Genomic DNA, 17,197 nt, shown 5'->3' with positions numbered 1-17,197 from the left:
GCGTTGATTCACTTGCGATTGCGGCTGGCGGCTTGCGGGCTGAAAGGGCGGTTGAGTTTCAAAAGGGTGTTTTCGGTGCTATCGAGACTCCAAAGGCGGCACGCGGCGCCCTTTGGGACAAAAACTTAAACTCAACGCTCTGAGTTTAAGATGAGTTTTTGAAGTTGCCCCAGCTTTTGTCCCCGAAGCCGACGAAGCGCGACATGGCGTCACCTGGCGGCACTCGATTCGAGACGCCGCCGAAAACTGGGCGCAACTGGAATGACGGGACGACAGAGCCAGAGCCATCGAGTGGGAATAGAACAGACGTTCGATAAAATAATATAGTATCAGATAGCGGGCACGGTTTCAATTGAATCCGTGCCCGCTGCTGTATGTGTGTCCTTGCACGCCCAATATGCGCCGTAAAAGCCGTCTTCTTCAACGTCAAAGTGAAAGCGCTTCATTTTTTTGTCTCTCAAAATCTTATTTTCACGATTTGCATTCTCATCCCGTTGTCACCGACCCTTGCGAGAAACCGGAAAAAGCCGCTGACAGAAGGGTCCCTCAAATCGTTGTAGCCCAGCATGTAGCCCCGGCTGGTGACCTGCAAGCGGCTATCCCACGCACTAATCTCTTTGGGAGCGTCGGAAACCGCGAAATACGCGCCCACATCCTTGATCTTCGCGCTCTTGAGCCATGTCTTGGCAATCATCTTTACCGCCGTTCGGTTCGCCGCATCAAACACCAGCACACCGCCGGGGAAAGCGTCTGCCATTCGCTGCACCAGTGCCTTGACCTGCTCGGTCAGAAAATAATAGAACACGCCGGAGGCAAAGAACACCGCACCGCCGGAGGCATCGATTTGGGAGAACCATTCGGCATCGTTCAAATTGCAGGGGATGTTTTCCTCCCGCTCTCCGGCGGGCAACAGCTCATTGCGCACGGCGATCACATCCGGGAGATCCAGATTATAAATCTTGCAACTGCCGTTGTCGCAGCTTCTCCCTGTGCTGTCCAGTCCGCAGCCCAGATTGACCACCGCCGCATTGGGGTGAGATTTCAGATAATCCCGCACCTCAAAAGCAAGGTCATTCTGCCGCATGGCCACCTCCAGTGAGCCGAAACGCTGCATCAGGCTGTGGGATTTTTTCTCCGCCTCAGAAAAATCGTAGTCGATCTCGTTAATCAGCCGCACCGCCGTTTCGTCCCGGTAGAGATTCGGGTATAGTTCTGAGCAGACCTTCCGCGCATACAGCGGAATGATCAGCGTCTCCTGTACGGTGTTTTCTCGATTTTGTATTTCATGGGGATCACTCACTTTCTGATAAATGGCAGTTCCGGCATACAGTCACGCTCGGCGATGTGTGCCAGCATTTCGGTGAACCCCTTTGGATCGCGTATCTGATATTGCATATGATCGTATCCCTCAAACACGGGATAATGGCCGCAGGGGTAGGCCTCCATCACTGCTTGACGGTATTTGAAATGATCTTCTGTGCTGCCAAACTCGAAATAGGTATGTTTTTGCAATTCTTTCGAAAGCGGCGGAAAGGGTTTATCCTCCAGACTGTCCGAAATCTGCCGCCGCAAATTTGTATAGGTCAGATTTTTCCCTGCGTCTATAAAAAACGGCTTTATGGAGTCGTCGTCACACCACAGTATCTTTTTCAGCGTACCGCCCTTCGACCAATATAGGCTCTTGATGGCAAAATACAGAAACGGCGTCATGATACGGCGCATGCCCTTTCTGATTTGGGCGAACTGCCCGCCGTCAAAGAAAGCGTGCTCCACGGGCAGCTTCGTCTGCGTCAGAAACGCCATGGCAAGGTCTGCACCGATGGAAGAAGCGACCACCATCGCCAGTGTCTCCACGCCCTGTCGATGCAGAAAGTCCTCCACCTGCCGTATTTCGTCCAGCTTGCTGACATATTTCTGTCCCTCGCAGTAAACGGTGGAGGTGGGCAAGATGCAGAAATATCGATCCTGCAAATACCTCGCGCAAGCGGTTTGCTGCTCGCTCCTGTCACACCCATTGCATGAAAGAACAGCACGGCAGGATTCCTCCTGTCGCCATATGTTTGAAACAGCATTTCTATCACCTCATATTTTCATAAAAAGCATCATGATCGCCGCCAGCACAGCCGCTATGGCCGTCATGCCTATCGCCATGTGCTGGATGGATGCAAAAATGCCCGTGCTCGATGCCCTTACTTCCGCGCCGTGACGCAGAGCCACCTTTTCTTTTTGCGTATCTGCACCTCGTGAAAACCCGCCTGCTCCAGACATGCCTTTAATTCAACGTCCTTATAGATGGTCATGCCGCCGATGATCTGCGTCCACCTCTCGTCCTTGTCCGTATCGCCATTGCTCTCGTTGCAGATGAGAATTGTCCCGCCTGGCTTCAGCGTCCGCCAGACCTCACGGAAGCATCGGGGCAAATCAGGCCAAAAATAGACGGTCTCAAAGGCCGTGGCGGCATCGAAGTAGCTATCCTCAAACACCATATCCGCCACACTGCCTTGCAGAACGGCGCAACGCCCCTCCTGAATTGCAATTCGGTTGAGCTTTCTAGTCTTCTCCACGCTGACGGGCGAATAGTCGACGCCCTTGACGACGCCATGCGGGCATTTTTTCAGCAGCCGTTTTATGTTCGCCCCGCCGCCGCAGCCGCAATCCAGCACCTTGGCATTTGGCGCAAGTCGTAGAAATCGAAGTCCCCACCGCGCCACAGGGCTGTGGCCCAGGTTCATCATGGCAACCATAAGTTTTCCGCCGAGGCCCACGGGCTTGCGGGTGTTTTCAAAGAACGACATCTGCCCCCTCCGATTTTGTGCATTCCGCATAGGTCAACGGGAACGAGGCCTTCAACACCGCGCTTTTCTGCACCGCCCAGCCGTTTTGACGCAGGAAACGTAGGTATTCCTCGCTTGTCCACCTGCTGTGGAGGGGGAATCCCGCCATACTCATGAAAAAGGCTTTTGCCTTGCCGGAAACCGAGTTCTCCGCGTGGGTGAAGGTTGGCGCGATGAGCACGCCGTCGTCCTTCAGCACCCGCCTGATTTCTTGCAGGGCCTTTTCCGGATGCGGCACTATGTGAAGCGCGTTGGACGCAATCACCACTTCGAAGGACTTCTGTGCATAGGGCAGGTGGAACATATCTTGTACGGAAAAGTGCAGCTTTGCGGATTGAATGTCCCGTTTTGCTTCAAGGATCATCTTTGCAGAAGCGTCCGTAGCCTCGATGTGTGCCGCCGCATTCACGATGCTCTTTGCGATAAGCCCCGTGCCGGTGGCAACCTCCAGTACGGTTTTTGCTTTCACTACCGGCCGGATCAGCCCATACATCTTCTCATACGCCGCCCGGTCCTTTCGCATGAAACGGTCGTACCGACCGGCATTCTTGTCCCAGAAGCCCTTGCGTTCGTGCATGGCTATCGCCCCCAAACAGTTAGAGCCATCTAACTATAACACACGAATCATACAGTAAGATAAGGCTAACCTTTTTTCTTGGCTAAGATGCATCTCTTCGGTTTTTGCTTATAACAGCGCGAGTCAGATACTAGGCTGGAGCTGAAGAAGGAGCTTGGCGGACAGGTAGGTCGATACCGGTTCCCGGAACGGTGATCCAGCCAATTACACCAGGGCTCTAGTCATTGAGTGGGAATAGAAAATTCCTTAGTTATGGGGGTAAAAATTTGATTCCCTTTAGGATAAACCCCCATGACTATATGAATTGACCTGCTGACTTTAATGAAGATTGGAGGGTAACGGCCAGGGGTGACGGCCCAGCGAGTGCTATTTTGCGAGCTATGCGCATTGAAAGCGACCTCTCGTGGTATAAACTACTTGCCGGAAGCTGCGGCTTTCAGAGTACGGCTTACGTGTACGTTTAACCTCCGTGGGCGATGGGGTGCCGCAAAGCGTAGAATATCGCCCACCTGTAGGGGCCCGCAGCGATGCGGGCCCCGCTTCGTATGAAGGGGGCGTAACCGATGAAGATTGTATCCATCCCCAGGACTTCTTCGTCCACGCCGAGGGCGACCGCGAGCTCATGCTTAAGCACAATCGTCCCTGCATCGTAGTGGTGAGGCTGCGTTTCCGCGGGAAGCGCAGGGACTTCGCCGTGCCGCTGCGTTCCAACATCGCCCCTAACGTGCCCAAAGACCAGTACTTTGCGTTGCCACCCCGCCCCACGACGCGCCCCAACTGCCGCCACGGCATCCACTACATCAAGATGTTCCCCATAACCAGGCCTACCAGCGCCGCTTCAGGACCGAGGGCTCGGCCTACTACGAGACGCTCCAACGCATCATCGACGGCAGCACCAAGCGCATTGTCTCAGAGTGCCAGGCATACCTCGACCGCTACGAGCAGGAGGGAAGGCCTCGCTTTGCCGTCGACATCGACCGCATCGTGGTGCTGCTGGAGGGCGAGAAGTAGGGCACCTCGGCTCAGTCTCGAGCCATACAGAGTCGCTCCGCATTTTTGAACGCCGTGTGTGCGTCCCAAATACTTGAGAAACAAGCTGTGAAGTGCGGCGGCGCGCCCGTGCCCGTGCATAGCCGTCACCATCAGCGTCTACGCGGCGTCGGCTTCAAGTGGAACTGGCCCCACTGCTGTATATGGTTTGCCTTGCTGCACATGGCGATCAATGCCCACGATGCTTCTGCTTGCGCTTCAGCTTTCGCTGCTCGAAGCGCGCCTCCGCCTCATCCGCGCGACGCTGGCTTCTTGCGCGGGCTGACTCCCGTTTCATTGTCTCCCGCTGACTCGCGAGCACCTGCTGCGCCCTGGTGCCCATCGCCGGCTGCTTAAGGGCCTTCGACGCCTCGCGGGCGCGGCGCTTGGGGTTCCTCGCGGGCTTGCTCGCCTCGGCGGGATCGTCACCGAAGAACGCGAGCTCCGCCCATTTGCTTGTAACGAATCGCAGGATTTCCTCATCGGACGGTTCCGCGCCGAAGACGATGCGGGCGGCGCCGTATCTGCCGTCCTCGACATGCTCCGCCAGCCCGACCCAGAATTGGCCGTCGTGATATACGGTCAGGGTGGATGACACGCTGATCTGCATGGTTGGTTCCTCCTTTATGTAGATGACCATGCAGAGAAGGGACAACCAAGGAGGCAGGTTACTGATGCGGACTCCCGCACGCCCACGACTACCCGACGGGGACTGTGTTTTCATCTCTGGTGCCCGCATTGTAGCACGCGCGGATTTACGATGTTGATCGCCGGCGCCTAGGCGGAGATGAAGGCGGTTCGATCTAGGTCAAGCCGGTCGCTCGTTCATGAAGTGGCCGATTCCCTGAAAATAAAAGGCGCCCAGGAGGACACCTACAGGCTATCTTCGAAATACTTGGTTTGGGGCAGACGGAGGAAAAAATAGGGCAGAATCGCTCTCACGATCCCGCCCCGCAAACCCGAGGGTTTCTAACTGGCTCCATTATTCCGGGCTTCTCAGTTCTGTCATTGACCCAGGTATCACCCGTCTCCTATAGCGAGTGAATATAAAAATAGGGCAGAGTCGCTTGCGCAAGTCCGCCCCTAAAACCGTGAAGGTTTTGCTATCTGCAGGCTATTCTACCAACCCGAGCGATTCTGTCAACCTGCGAAGGAACTCGAGCGCGGAGCGAGCTGCGGCGTCGGGCCCCTTGTCGGGCAGCGCCTCGGTTTCTCCGTCGGCCCTGGCGAACATCTCGGCGAGCTCGGATGCGGCGCGCGAGCGCGAGGAGCCCTCGGGTACCAAGCCGGAGTGCGCCACGAGCACGGTCGCGACCTCCTGCATGGCCGTATTCCCCATCCACTTCCTCCTGGTCGCCTTGGGGATTCCCACGGCGGCGACCCTTCGGGAGACGCCACTGGACGCCGAGCCCCGGGCGGCGCCCCTCTCGGCGAAGCAGTTGATCAGGCACGAGCCGTGCGCGGCGCAGTTGCGGACGGACTTCACGCGCTTGAGGTCGTAGTGGGAGGCCTCGAAGCGCCTGTCGCCCCATCGCCTGGCGCAGAAGCGCACGAAGTCGATGAGGGTGCCGAACGAGGTGAGCTCAAGGAAGGCCCAGGCAGGCATGTCGCCGGAGTACTTCGCGTAGAGGCTCGAGCTGTAGGGGCTGCGGCCGCTCATCTTGAGCTCGCGCAGGCGGTACTCCCTGTTTGCAGTGGTAAGCGATGCCATGTAGTCGGCCACGATGGCGTAGCCATCCTCTCCACGGTCCTCCATCTCGCGAAGCAGTGTCACCTTCTGGAAGTGCTCGATGTCGAGCGTCATGCCGAGCAGGGCGTGGCGTAGCTCCTGGTCGAGCGCCGCGAGCAGGCGTAGCTGGCCGAAGTCGAGGTCTACGTAGCGGCCGTCGCGCGGGCCTCCCTCGTATTTCGAGAAGAGTTTGCGATAGGATGCGAGCTTGAAGAAGTTGCACTTGTCGCGCAGGTAGTCCTCGGCCTCTTCCTCGGAACACAGCTCGAAGGCTACGCCCTTCTGCTTGAGGTGCTCTATCTGCTGCTCGATCGTGAGGATCGGCTTCCTATCGTGGGGTTCGGCCATGCTCGTTCTCCTGTCATAAAAAGTATTGCCTATTTTACCAGCATGTTCTCGACATTCGGTGAAGGCCTCATCGTCGACTCATGGGCAAGCCGCCTGATACGACTCCCTTTCCCTGCCAGCAGCGCAGTCGCCTGACCTGCGGCTTTGGAATCGCGTTGGAAGCCGTCCTCGACCAATCATTTGCAGTTGTTGCGAGTGGCTTGTGCGTGATGCTGCGGTTGAGTTCCAGAAACGGGCGATTCCGCCCAATCGGGCATCCGAATCACGGCCGGAAGCTCCTTTGGGACAAAAACAAAAACTCAAAGCCCTGAGTTTGAAAAAAGTTTTTGAAGTTGTCCCAGCTTTTGTCCCCGAAGCCGACGAGACGCGACATCGCGTCATTCGGCGGCACGCGTTCCGTGTCGATGCCGAAAACTGGGTGCAACTGGAATGACGGGACGACAGAACCAAAGCCACCAGCGAAATAGTGGGAATAACAGCCCTCGAACCCTTTGGTTCGAGGGCTTTCTTTTTGCATCTCTACCTGGGAAAACGACCCAATTATTCCCGTGTGTCCCTACTGGGCGGTACAACGGAGTACTCGGCGGTACGGGAATAATTAGGCCCTGCGGGAATAATTCACAATTCGGGTCCCCCGAAGACCGATTTCGAGCGGATGAAACTGACTTGAAACTGCGAGGCGGATTCAAGCCCTCTTCAATTGCATTCGCCCAGGTCAACAAATGGGAATAAAGAAATGCGAAAATCGGTTTCCGCAGTTTCAGTGACCCCGAATGCCGCCGAATAACGCCGTGTATTCTGAGCGTATTGCTTGCATTGTTGCATTATTTTCCACAATGCAAGCATGGAATAAATCGAAGTCATACGAGCCACCAACGACATCGCCTCTTCCCAAAGGGGGCTCTTCACATCTGTGCAGGCGAAGGTGCTCGGCGTCGAGCGGTACGCGCTCTCGAGGCGGGAAGGGCTCGGCAACATAGAGAGGCTCGCGAAGGGCGTCTACCGCATGGGCGGCTCGCCGAGCACGCGGGAGGAGGACGTCCTCGCGGCCTGACTGTCGATCGACCCGGGGAGGCGCCCCGTCGCCATGGGGGCGACGGCTGCATGGCTCTACGGCATCGGCGAGGTCAGCCCCTCGCCCTACGAGTTCTGCACGCCCGAGAGAAAGCAGACTAAGCGCCCGAACCTGATTCATCAGGAAGCGCCGCCTCGACCCGAAGGACGTGGCGATCGTCTCGGACATCCCGGCGACGAGGCCCTGGCTCACGGTGGTGGACCTGATAGACTCCGGGGAGGAACTGAGCCTGGTCGCGAACGTGCTCACGGACGCGCTCGAAAGGGGCCTCGTCGAAGACGAGGGCGCGCTGAGGGAGAAAATCGACGCCGGGGGGCAAAAGCCGGGATGCCGGCGGGGGCCAGCCTGTACGATTCGTTAGCTAGGAGGCGGGAAGAATGACGTACGAGAACGGCGGTCAGCTCGACAGGGCCCTGAAGAGGGCCGTTCGCGACAGGGGCGGTGACCCCGGGGACGGCTGTCGTCGGGCTTTGCGCGACCGGTTCCTGCGCAGGGTGTTCAGCAACCCCGACGGCCGGTTTATCCTCAAGGGCGGAAGCGGGCTGCTCGCGCGCATCCCCGACGGCCGCGTCACGCGCGACATCGACTTCGCGACGGCATCTGTGTTTGATAGCGTTCAATTTACGGGTTGGGGCTGCGGTGGAAATCCTGGACCAAAAGAGGACCAGGATTTCCACCGCAGCCCCAACCCGAAAATCAGGCTTGACTAAACACAGACGGTCTGCTGCGCGAGTACTTCCCGAAGGGGACCGGCTTCTCTGCGGTCTCGGACGAGGAGGTCGAGCGGGTGTACGATGCCATCAACCGCAGGCCCCACAAGCGCCTGGGGTTCAGGACGCCCTACGAGGTCCACTACTCAGGGGTGTTGCAGTTGCTCTGAGAATTCAAGCTCGAAAAGGCGCAAGCAAAGGTATCTTGACTACGCTCTAAAGCGTGGCGTGAAGTCCGGCATCGTTGACGCGCTGAGGCTTCAGGGAATTGCCGCGAGCGAGGTTGATGCAGTTTCTGTTGTGGTTGACGAGCATTCGACTTCGATCGACGGAAAGTACAACCTGGCAGAATCGGTTGATGAGGAGCTGCGCTGCGGCATGTTCAACCCAACGTGGCAGACCTCCTACCCTCCTGTATTTAGCGACTGGCTGCCCAAGATTCCAGTCTCCTATGTCGACTCCTCCAAGGTGGCTATGGTGAGGGCGGCTGACGTGACGGCGAACTGGGCATTTATGGCCGAGCGCGACAAAGAGACATATCCGCGAGCCTACGAGATGCTATCAAAGGCGACGGTCCTCGGGCTTCTGTAGCGTTGGACATGTAACTATCTGTCTTTTCAAAAGCCGTGAAGATCTTGGTGGATGATAAATTGCGATTTGTCCGCCTCGGCAGCGAAGTCGGCGAACTCCTGTTGGAGGGACAACGGGGGAATTGCAATGGGAATAGCGGCCAAGTCTGCTGCGCTGATATTTGCCTGATGGACACTTCCCTTCGCTATATTACGAAGGACTCGCTTTCCTTCCTTTGAATTCAGGTAACCAGATACATATTCGGCAGAGCTGTGGTCAGCGAACCTTACGCACACGATGTACCCAGCAATAACCATGGTCTCTGACTGATGAAAAACGCAAGTTTTCCCAACCTTGTCAATGCTGTTGGTTCGATTAAAAAGCATATCGCCATAGCGGACGGTAGCATTTTCGAGAGCTTGGCCCTTTAGGGTGATTCGCTTTGTATCGGTTAGGTCAAGGATGCCGTCGTCGGTGATATTGTTCATTCGGATGTAGACATAATCGCCATCGGCGCCGGCTTTTGCTGAAGTGCCGTAGTGCATTTCTATGCTGTAGTTGCCGATTGTTTCGATTGGCCATGATGCGTGTGTCTTGGTTCTAAACATCTCGACAAACCGTGATTTGACTTAACAGATATACCTTCTATGAGAGTCCCTTACGTTGTCCTGATCGACCATTGCGTACATCAACGTTGTATCAATCTTTTGATGGCCAAGCAGCTTCTGCACCTGCTCGATGGGCATTCCTTTTCCAATTGCTTTGGTGGCCAGCGTTCTCCTGAACTTATGTGGGTGGACGTGTTTGACGCCTGCTTTTGTTCCCAAGGAGCGAAGGCGGAGCTCGACTCCGCTTACTTGCAGCCTAGAACTCGGCTTTGTGAGACTACAGAATAGCGCGGCGACGTTATCGCTGCGTTCTTGCAGGTAGTTGTTTAGGTGCAGCTTTGTAGTCGCATCAAAATAGACGACTCTCTCTTTGTTGCCCTTTCCGAGTACAATGCACTCTCGCCGATTTAGATCAACGTCTTCTCGATTGAGCGAGACGAGTTCGCCTATTCTCATCCCTGTTGAACTAAGAAGGTTGATGATTGCCAGATCCCTCTTGCAAGAACAGGCGTCTGTGAGGGCTATAAGTTCTTCATCAGAATATACGGACTTGACCGTTCTCTTTGAGCGAATCTTTTTAATGCGTCGTGCAGGGCTTTTGAGTATATGGTTCTCGTCTTCAAGCCAAGAGAAGAATGACGACAGGATGCGCCTGACGTTGTCGACGGTGATGCTCCCTGCGTTATTACCCATGGGATATTCGCTCAGGTATGTTCGTAAGTCATCTGAACTAATCCGGACAATTGGTTTTTTGATTGCTTCGAGCGCCCTTGTAAGTGTGGCCTTGTAGTACCTGATGGTCTTAGGCGAGCATCCCTCGATGGTTTTGGCTGCGAGGAATCGCTCCATGTACTTTGAGGCCTCGTCTTCGACATTGCTGAGCGCGTTCACTTCAAGTTCGATGCCCCTGAGTTCGCTCATAAGGACGCTCTCGAGATACGAAAGCACTTCGCCGCTAACGAGTGCCTGCATTTTTGTGAGAACCGCGTTTGCTATTTCGATCGTCGTGTGCATCAGTTCCTCCCATCCCGATATGGATGGGAGGAACGTATCACGCGAGGAATCGGTCTAGAAGGGCGTCGCGCTCTGCGGAAAGGGCGTCGACCTCTTGCTCGAGTGCAAATTGCGATTTGTCGACCTGAGCGACGAAAGAGGCGAACTCTTGCTGAAGCTCAAGGGGAGGCAAGGGAACCGTCATTCTCTTTAGAGCTTCTTTGGTAATTGCCTCCCTTGTTGCTCCAGCCGCTCTTGAGCCGTTTAGCAGGAGTCTCTGATACGAATCGCTGATCAGCACCGTGTTCAATAGCACCGGCAGCATCCGTTTTTGGTCGACTCTGACAATTGAGACATGCTGATTAACACGTCCACCAGCCAATTCATCTGGCAAAAGACATGAACGAGCAACCGAAGCGCCAGTAATATTCAGAAGCACGTCACCCTTCATCAGCGTGACGCCTTCTAGTTTTGCGGCTTGTTCATCATCAATACAAGCAAGGTCCTTCCACACGAAACGACCGTTGTGAACATTCGTACTTCTGACCAGCGGAACACCTTCGGCCTTGTATGCCGTTTTGCCACCTCGTGGCGTTGCTCCGGAACCCAACTTGGTACAGAGGTCTTCAAGCCTAACGAAAGGCCATTTTTTACCATCGACCGGATCGCCAAATACCTCTACAAACCGTGATTTGACGCTCTCCTTGAGAGCGGCGATTTGCTGTCGTTTGCTATTGATTTCATCTGTTAAGCGATTGAAATCGTCGATGAGGGCTCTCTGCTCGGAGAGCGTCGGGACTGGGATGGGGTATTTGAGCAGCTCATCCTTGTCTCCGCGAGGCCTGCCGGTTCCCGTGAAGGTGGACATATCGTAGTCGAAGAAGTCCTTCTGCCACAGGAGCAGATGGAGAAACTCGGGCAATAGGCTGTCGGTATTTATGCTTCGGAATACCAAAACGTCCTTGGAGCACGCCCCATCGCGGTCTGCGAGCCAAATCTTCTGCAGATAGGGGCGAATATTGGAGACGAGCGTGTCTCCCTTCTTGTATGCGGTGCCAGCACTTGCCGGAAGCTCTCCACTATAGGTGGTTATGCCGCCACGGTCCTTGACCATGTTTTCCGTTGTTACGTAAGTGTCGGTGGTGATGGAACTCTGGGCCACGCTGTTGGTAACGTAGGATGTGATGTCTCTAAGCGTCTTGACTACGGTGCCCTGGGCGAACGAGCGGGGCTTGTAGAAAGAGCGGGGAATCGTAAGAGTCTCGTCGAACTTATCGGCATCAAAGTCAATGAAATCGGCGGTCTTGGCATAGTAGTAGTACTGGGCAAGGTCGCCGGGCTCAACTTGCTCGCCGGAGAACCATGCTCTGATGATGCCGCTTAGCGAGTTCGTGTCGTCCGATTCGTTGTCCGAATAGAGCACGCCCTCACCATCGATGGGCTGTATCCCCTCGTTGCCTTTGCGATTGCTCCATTTGTAGCCAAGGAAAGAGGCGATTTCCTTGGTCGTGTTAGGTGAGTTGATGATGAGCGTCTGTTCGCCGCAGACGAGACCCCAAACGCGCAGGCGTTTGCGCTCTTCCTTGTGCGCATGGCGATAGAACAGCTCGTTCTCTGCTTTGAGCCGTGAGTTCTTGTCGGCCGCCTTCCAAGTCTTGCTCTTCCGAAGGGTCTTGAGCTCCTTCGATGATTTGAAAAGATGGCAATAAACGCTGAAGTGGCGAGTGTTTGCCCATTCGTTCCAGTTAGCCTCTCCTGCGAGAAAAGCCCGGTAAGTATCTCCGTCTACATTAATTGTGCCGAGATAAGCGTTGAAAGCGCTTTCGTCTCTCCAGCCAGTGAGCTTCCTGCGCTCAAAAACAGCGTCAACGAAATCAAGTGCGTTCGCATTGCGGGGCGGGATCTCGTCAAAGCGACGTAGGAACATAATTGCGACGTTTGTTCCTGTGGCCGCGAATGTGCCTGATCCAAACCTGGCGATGGAGACGATCTCGAAGGAGCTCAAAAGCACATCGCGTGCGGCCATGAAACTCGAGCTCGTGCTCTTGTCGAGGATCGAGGTGGGGAGGACGATGGCGGCGTAGCCTCCGGGCCGAACAAGCTGTGCCGCACGCTCGACAAAGAGGGTCTCGATTTCCGAGCCGCTATCGCTGATGGTTTCCAGCACTTTGAGTTCGTTGTTGTGAAGCTTGAGATGCGGTTTGAAGGCCGCTACAGAGTACGGGGGATTGGCGACAAGAATGTCGAAGCGTCCCCTGTCGGTTCGGCTGTCGATTCCCTTGTCGGGATAATTTTCAAGTCCGTCGCCGAAGACCACGTTGCTCTGCCCTGCGCCATGCATGTAGGACGAGACCTTGGAAACGCGAGCGAGTCGATAGTCCTTCTCGATGCCGACGAGATTGTCTCTGACCCAGTCGGCGTCTCCGAGGTCATCCTCTATGGTCGGATCATATTGGCATGCGGCGTCGGAGATTTCTTCGAATCCTTCTGTGAGAAAGTGCCCCGCGCCACAGGCGTAATCGATAACGCGTGGATAGTGCACGGCACCAGCCTCGTCCTGCACGATGCTGTCGAGTGGGAGTGACTTCCAAATAAAACGGGTGATGGGCACAGGTGTGAAGAATTGGCCCTCGTTTTGCTTAAAGCCCTGATTAAGGAGCTGTTCGAAGAGGTCGCCCAAGAATTGAATGTCTTGAGTTCCTACGATGCGATACGGCTGTAGAAGTTGCACCGTCTCTACGAGTACCTTGCCGTTCTGAAGAAAGAGTTCCTCGTTGTGGACGTCTTTGAACGCAAAGTCATTGTTGGTATAGAACTTGAGCTTGCGCAGCGTGCCGTTCAGCTCCTCGATGAGCTTCTTGCGGTGCTGGCCCGTATAGTTGCTTATGAGGTTTTCGGCGTAGTCGTTGGGAACGTACAGGACCTCTTCCCGCATGAGCTTTCTCATGCCGTCTGAGTGGAGTCTCTGGAGCCTGTCCTGGAGCGTTTCGTAGGTGTCGCGTCCTTGGCGGTATTGGAACTCAATCTCCTGGGTTGGCATTTTCGAGAGCTCGTCTTGGAGCTTCGCGATAAAGAGCGCGATAAGGCGATTGAAGGCGTTCTCTTTATCGGAGACGTTGTTGTGGCGGAGGATTTCCTCGAAGCGGTTGACGATGCTGTCTTCGGCCCTGAAGTCGACAAGGTCCTTCTTGAGAAGGGGAGGAACCATCGGGTGGTATGCCGTCGACCTATCGCCAAAGAGGATGTTTCCCTCGACTTGTTGGTTGTACGTTTCCGTCCAAACTTGATGGAGCTGTTCCACTGTATGGGCGTCGCGGTAGAGCGCAATGGTGTCATCGCGTTTGGCGAGCGCGATGAAGTTCTCGTCATCGCTGCAGTTAATTGAAACCTGGTCTGGCACGATTTCGTTGTTGATGAAATCGCATGCAAAGAGTACCAACCAGCGAGTCGCGCGCTCTTGTTGCCAATAGGAGAGGAGTTGCCCTCCGTCTGACTGCATGTTCTTGAATTCGTTTTTGAACTCGGTTCCAGGGGTCTTGCATTCGACGATTGCGAGTGTGTCGCCCCTCTCGTCATTAATGCAGATATCAGCGCGGCCGCTCTTTTGTTCGTGCCCAAGGGCCCATTCGCGCTCCAGCTCAAGTGATTCGGGGCGATATCCTTTGTCGAGGAGCATGGTTACGCAGGCGAGTACGACGAAGTTCTCGTTATCGGAAAAGTTACAAGTTGTGTCTTTGTTGACTTTGAACCCCAGGTCTTTCGGGTAGCCGATGCGTTTCTTGGAAAAATCGACCGTGATTTGCGCGCTGGTCTCTTCCCAGGATTTCTGATAAACGGTGCCGTCGCCCGAGGGCTCGTAGCACAGAGCCCTAAGTGCGTCGCGAAGATTGTCCAGAGTAATCATCTAATGTCTCCGTAGCTGCGAGGTGAAAACACAATTCGCTAATTTTATCGCAGAGGGCGCCGTAAGAACGTAGTGTGATTGGCGGTGCTGCTGCTTGCCAGGGCATTTGATTGGATGATGACGCGCACGGGGCGGGATTCGCCAGTCCGCTAAGCCACGCTGGCAACAGTAGCGTACCAGGCGGTTGCTTGCAGAGATCCTCACGCGCGCCGTGCTTGAACCACTGGAGGTACGTGTTTCTCGTCGTGCGTCCATCGGTGACCGATCCGCCTTTTACTAAACAAGTTTATCGAGCGCGCGAAGCGATTGAGCCAATGGCGAAGCTCCAACTTATTCGTCAACTCATGGGCAAGCCACCCGAGACTACTCATTTCTCCTACTAGCAATGAAGGTCTGCGACCTGCAGTTTTGCAAACTGCTTGAAAGCCACCCGATGAGATACCCCCGATTTCCACTTGGAATCGGGGGTATTTTTATTTACAGGCTTTAGCCTGTGTGGGGCGCGCAGCGCGCCGCATCAGAAACCACCCGCTATGCGGGTGGGGACAACCGGCTTTACAAAGCCGCCCCCTCGCCGGACACTTGCGATTGTTCAGGCCGCAAGGAATCCGAGTCGAGAGGGCGGTGGTGGCGTATGGCCCAGAAGGCCTACAGCCTGTCGCACACGAAGTGGATGTGCAAGTACCACGTCGTGTTCACGCCGAAGTATAGGCGCAAAGTCATCTACAACCAAATAAGGTCCGACCTTGGGGAGATCTTCAGGAAGCTCTGCCGGTACAAGGGGATAGAGGTCATCGAGGGGCACCTGATGCCCGACCACGTCCACATGCTGCTGGCGATACCGCCGAAGTACAGCGTGTCCAGCGTGATGGGCTATCTGAAGGGGAAGAGCTCGCTGATGGTATTCGACAGGCACGCGAACATGAAGTACAAGTTCGGCAACAGGAAGTTCTGGGCCGAGGGCCACTGCGTTTCCACCGTCGGCCTGAACGAGGCGACGATCGCGAAGTACATCCGGGAGCAGGAGAAGGCCGACATCGCGCTCGACCGGCTGAGCGTCAAGGAGCACGAGGACCCCTTCGATAGGGGGCCGGGGCGCAAATAGCGCCGGTTTGACCGGCCCGTCACGGGTCAACCTGCAGTGCGGCCCGAACCCCGTGAGGGCCGGCGCCTTTAGACGCGTGCCGGAAATCCAAGGGTTACACCCTAAGAGCAAACCACCCCTTCTAGGGGTGGTTTTGATTTAAGCGTCCACGCATGAAACACGGCGCGATGAACTGCGCTGCTCGCCACCTGCCCGCGCCGCCGAGAGCAGGGCGCCCAAATCGGCCTGGATCGCCTCTGCCTTGCTTCCAAGCTGCAACGGAGCCGAGTCGCCCGAGATGTTTACGCTCAAAAGGTGCGCATCCGGCAGCTTCGCGGTCATGCTCCAGAACGGGAGCGTGATGATGCCGGGGGTCATCTCGCCCACGCCGAGCTCCAGCAACAGCACGCGGCGATCGCTGCGCTCGCGCACGAAGTGCTCGTATCGTCCGAGGCTCTCGCGCCAGGCCGCACCCTGCAGAAACGTGTCGTCGCGCACCCACGGCACAAGCTGCCAGCCGCAGTGCGGGCATCGGGGGACATCCTCGCTGAGGACCTCGAACCCCGCCATGCCCGCGAGCATGCGTTCGACGTAGGGGCTCGCGTCGAAGAGCTCGTCGCAGCATGGCTGCTTGCACTGAAGGTGCGCGAAGCTTCCCTGATAGTTGCAGGTTCTCTCGTCGGGAAACGTCTTCTCGACTTGGATGTCTACATTGGTGCTCAGGATGAAGTAATCCTTATGGCCGATGAGGGACCGTAGGTCGAGATAGGGCTGCGAGGCCAGCTCGCGCAGCATGAAGTCGATGTATCGCGCATAGTATGCCCATTGCTGCTCGAGGCTGGGGTAGAGGCGGTAGAAGCCGTCGAAAAGGCTCTTGAAGCCAAAGGCCTGCTGCCAGTCCGCCATTCCTGCGCGCGCCATGCCCGCGCGGTTGTAATGGTTGAACCCGGCGGCGCTCGACATGCCCGAGCCGATGCCGACAATGATGGCGTCGGCATCGTCGATAAGGCTTCGAAGCCTCGTCGCTTCTCTTTCTAGGGGCGGCATCGGGCGATCTCCTCGAAAGCCGGGACCATATCGCCGTCAACGAGAATTGTCTCGCACGAAGCATCGGGCGCCATGGCCTGGCTGTAGTTGAACACGATGTACGTGGCGTGCTTGCAGGCGTTTGCGATCTGAGCGAGCATGTGCTTTATGACGCCGTTGCGCAGCCCCACGCCAAGCTCGAGGATGGCAACCCTGTCGTTGCGATGGGCTCGCACAAGGCGCGCAAGCTCTTCGAGCTGGGCCGCGGCGATGGCGTCTGGGTGAGTGAGACGCAGCTCGTCGATCGACGTGCGCGTGCTCCCCTCCGTCTCGAGCACGCGGTTCTCGTCGAACCCTGCGCGCGCAAAATGCCCGTCGATATTGCAGGTGATCACGAAAGAGTCCGCATGCTCCGTAAGACGCCGCAGCGTGTTCATGAGCGGGCTGGGCTCATATTCGAGATACTCCTTTTGATGGAATCGCTCGGCCCATCGACGTCGTACGTTTGCATCTGGGGAGGCGAGCCCCTGCAGTATGCAGCCGATGACGTCGGCCTGGGCGAGGTCCCCGTACGCCTCCCAAAAATGATCATCGGCGCGGAAGAGGTTGAGCCCCTCCGCCATGTCGAGCCCGTTGCTGGCGCCGATGACGATCAGATCCGCCTCGGCAAGTGCCCGTCCGATGCGAGCCGTCTTTACCGTTTCCATGCG

Annotated in this window: 17 protein-coding genes and 1 pseudogene; 7 read left to right on the top strand and 11 right to left on the bottom strand. The window is 56.2% G+C overall.

The features are described from left to right. Positions 1 to 457: 457 nt before the first annotated feature. The 6 genes from AAAT03_RS08965 to AAAT03_RS08940 form a co-directional block, all read right to left on the bottom strand. Entirely contained in the window at positions 458 to 1,300 is an 843-nt protein-coding gene (locus AAAT03_RS08965) for a class I SAM-dependent methyltransferase (protein ID WP_349103157.1), read from the bottom strand. Beyond that, entirely contained in the window at positions 1,297 to 1,971 is a 675-nt protein-coding gene (locus tag AAAT03_RS08960; RefSeq protein ID WP_349103156.1) for a hypothetical protein, read from the bottom strand. Before AAAT03_RS08960 ends, AAAT03_RS08965 begins: the two co-directional genes overlap by 4 nt. A gap of 218 nt (positions 1,972 to 2,189) precedes the next feature. Next, on the bottom strand, positions 2,190 to 2,795 hold the full coding sequence (locus AAAT03_RS08955; RefSeq protein WP_349103154.1) for a class I SAM-dependent methyltransferase: 606 nt from the start codon (positions 2,793 to 2,795) through the stop codon (positions 2,190 to 2,192). Continuing rightward, complete coding sequence (locus AAAT03_RS08950) at positions 2,782 to 3,411, bottom strand: class I SAM-dependent methyltransferase (RefSeq protein ID WP_271729437.1); 630 nt, start codon at positions 3,409 to 3,411, stop codon at positions 2,782 to 2,784. The genes AAAT03_RS08955 and AAAT03_RS08950 overlap by 14 nt, the downstream gene beginning before the upstream one ends. Positions 3,412 to 4,630: 1,219 nt before the next feature. Next, positions 4,631 to 5,050 (bottom strand): YjdF family protein, encoded by a 420-nt coding sequence (locus tag AAAT03_RS08945; RefSeq protein ID WP_349103153.1) that lies wholly within the window; start codon positions 5,048 to 5,050, stop codon positions 4,631 to 4,633. Between the two features lie 504 nt (positions 5,051 to 5,554). Then, the gene (locus tag AAAT03_RS08940) at positions 5,555 to 6,517 is read right to left on the bottom strand and encodes an Abi family protein (protein WP_117583312.1); all 963 of its coding nucleotides are present in this window, start codon (positions 6,515 to 6,517) and stop codon (positions 5,555 to 5,557) included. Between the two features lie 202 nt (positions 6,518 to 6,719). Here AAAT03_RS08940 and AAAT03_RS08935 point away from each other — a divergent pair, with 202 nt between their 5' ends. From AAAT03_RS08935 to AAAT03_RS08910, 6 genes and pseudogenes are all read left to right on the top strand, one after another. Continuing rightward, positions 6,720 to 6,950: a hypothetical protein gene (locus tag AAAT03_RS08935; protein WP_128619958.1), complete on the top strand. Its 231-nt coding sequence runs from the start codon at positions 6,720 to 6,722 to the stop codon at positions 6,948 to 6,950. 420 nt (positions 6,951 to 7,370) lie between these two features. Further along, the gene (locus tag AAAT03_RS08930; protein WP_117817992.1) at positions 7,371 to 7,571 is read left to right on the top strand and encodes a type IV toxin-antitoxin system AbiEi family antitoxin domain-containing protein; all 201 of its coding nucleotides are present in this window, start codon (positions 7,371 to 7,373) and stop codon (positions 7,569 to 7,571) included. A 169-nt stretch (positions 7,572 to 7,740) separates the two neighbouring features. Next, positions 7,741 to 7,953, top strand: a complete 213-nt coding sequence (locus tag AAAT03_RS08925; RefSeq protein ID WP_349103151.1) for a hypothetical protein — start codon at positions 7,741 to 7,743, stop codon at positions 7,951 to 7,953. 16 nt (positions 7,954 to 7,969) lie between these two features. Then, a complete protein-coding gene (locus tag AAAT03_RS08920) occupies positions 7,970 to 8,302 on the top strand; it encodes a nucleotidyl transferase AbiEii/AbiGii toxin family protein (protein WP_117583308.1) in 333 nt (110 codons plus the stop codon). Then, positions 8,302 to 8,472 (top strand): annotated as a pseudogene (locus AAAT03_RS08915) (IS30 family transposase); the annotation flags it as partial. The gene AAAT03_RS08920 and the pseudogene AAAT03_RS08915, both read left to right, overlap by 1 nt. Positions 8,473 to 8,530: 58 nt before the next feature. Next, the gene (locus AAAT03_RS08910; protein ID WP_117583307.1) at positions 8,531 to 8,893 is read left to right on the top strand and encodes a hypothetical protein; all 363 of its coding nucleotides are present in this window, start codon (positions 8,531 to 8,533) and stop codon (positions 8,891 to 8,893) included. Positions 8,894 to 8,919: 26 nt separating this feature from the next. On the opposite strand, the gene AAAT03_RS08905 is transcribed toward AAAT03_RS08910, so the two are convergent. Genes AAAT03_RS08905 through AAAT03_RS08895 form a run of 3 tightly spaced genes read right to left on the bottom strand, consistent with a single transcriptional unit; the run spans position 8,920 to position 14,377 of the window. After that, the gene (locus AAAT03_RS08905) at positions 8,920 to 9,480 is read right to left on the bottom strand and encodes a restriction endonuclease subunit S (RefSeq protein ID WP_118065718.1); all 561 of its coding nucleotides are present in this window, start codon (positions 9,478 to 9,480) and stop codon (positions 8,920 to 8,922) included. A 21-nt stretch (positions 9,481 to 9,501) separates the two neighbouring features. Next, on the bottom strand, positions 9,502 to 10,494 hold the full coding sequence (xerA, locus tag AAAT03_RS08900; protein ID WP_117583305.1) for a site-specific tyrosine recombinase/integron integrase: 993 nt from the start codon (positions 10,492 to 10,494) through the stop codon (positions 9,502 to 9,504). 37 nt (positions 10,495 to 10,531) lie between these two features. Next, the gene (locus tag AAAT03_RS08895; protein WP_349103150.1) at positions 10,532 to 14,377 is read right to left on the bottom strand and encodes an N-6 DNA methylase; all 3,846 of its coding nucleotides are present in this window, start codon (positions 14,375 to 14,377) and stop codon (positions 10,532 to 10,534) included. Between the two features lie 634 nt (positions 14,378 to 15,011). Between AAAT03_RS08895 and tnpA the strand changes: the two genes are divergently transcribed. Beyond that, entirely contained in the window at positions 15,012 to 15,482 is a 471-nt protein-coding gene (gene tnpA / locus AAAT03_RS08890; protein ID WP_349103149.1) for an IS200/IS605 family transposase, read from the top strand. Positions 15,483 to 15,620: 138 nt separating this feature from the next. On the opposite strand, the gene AAAT03_RS08885 is transcribed toward tnpA, so the two are convergent. Next, positions 15,621 to 16,508 carry a hypothetical protein gene (locus AAAT03_RS08885; protein ID WP_349103148.1) on the bottom strand — a complete coding sequence of 296 codons (888 nt, stop codon included), beginning with the start codon at positions 16,506 to 16,508 and terminating at the stop codon, positions 15,621 to 15,623. Further along, positions 16,496 to 17,194 carry a hypothetical protein gene (locus tag AAAT03_RS08880; protein ID WP_349103147.1) on the bottom strand — a complete coding sequence of 233 codons (699 nt, stop codon included), beginning with the start codon at positions 17,192 to 17,194 and terminating at the stop codon, positions 16,496 to 16,498. The genes AAAT03_RS08885 and AAAT03_RS08880 overlap by 13 nt, the downstream gene beginning before the upstream one ends. Positions 17,195 to 17,197: the final 3 nt, after the last annotated feature.

The organism is Collinsella sp. CLA-AA-H167, assembly GCF_040095305.1.
Taxonomy (GTDB): Bacteria; Actinomycetota; Coriobacteriia; order Coriobacteriales; family Coriobacteriaceae; genus Collinsella.
The sequence above is the reverse complement of the archived record's forward strand: the minus strand, read 5'-3'. Positions and strand labels throughout refer to the sequence as shown.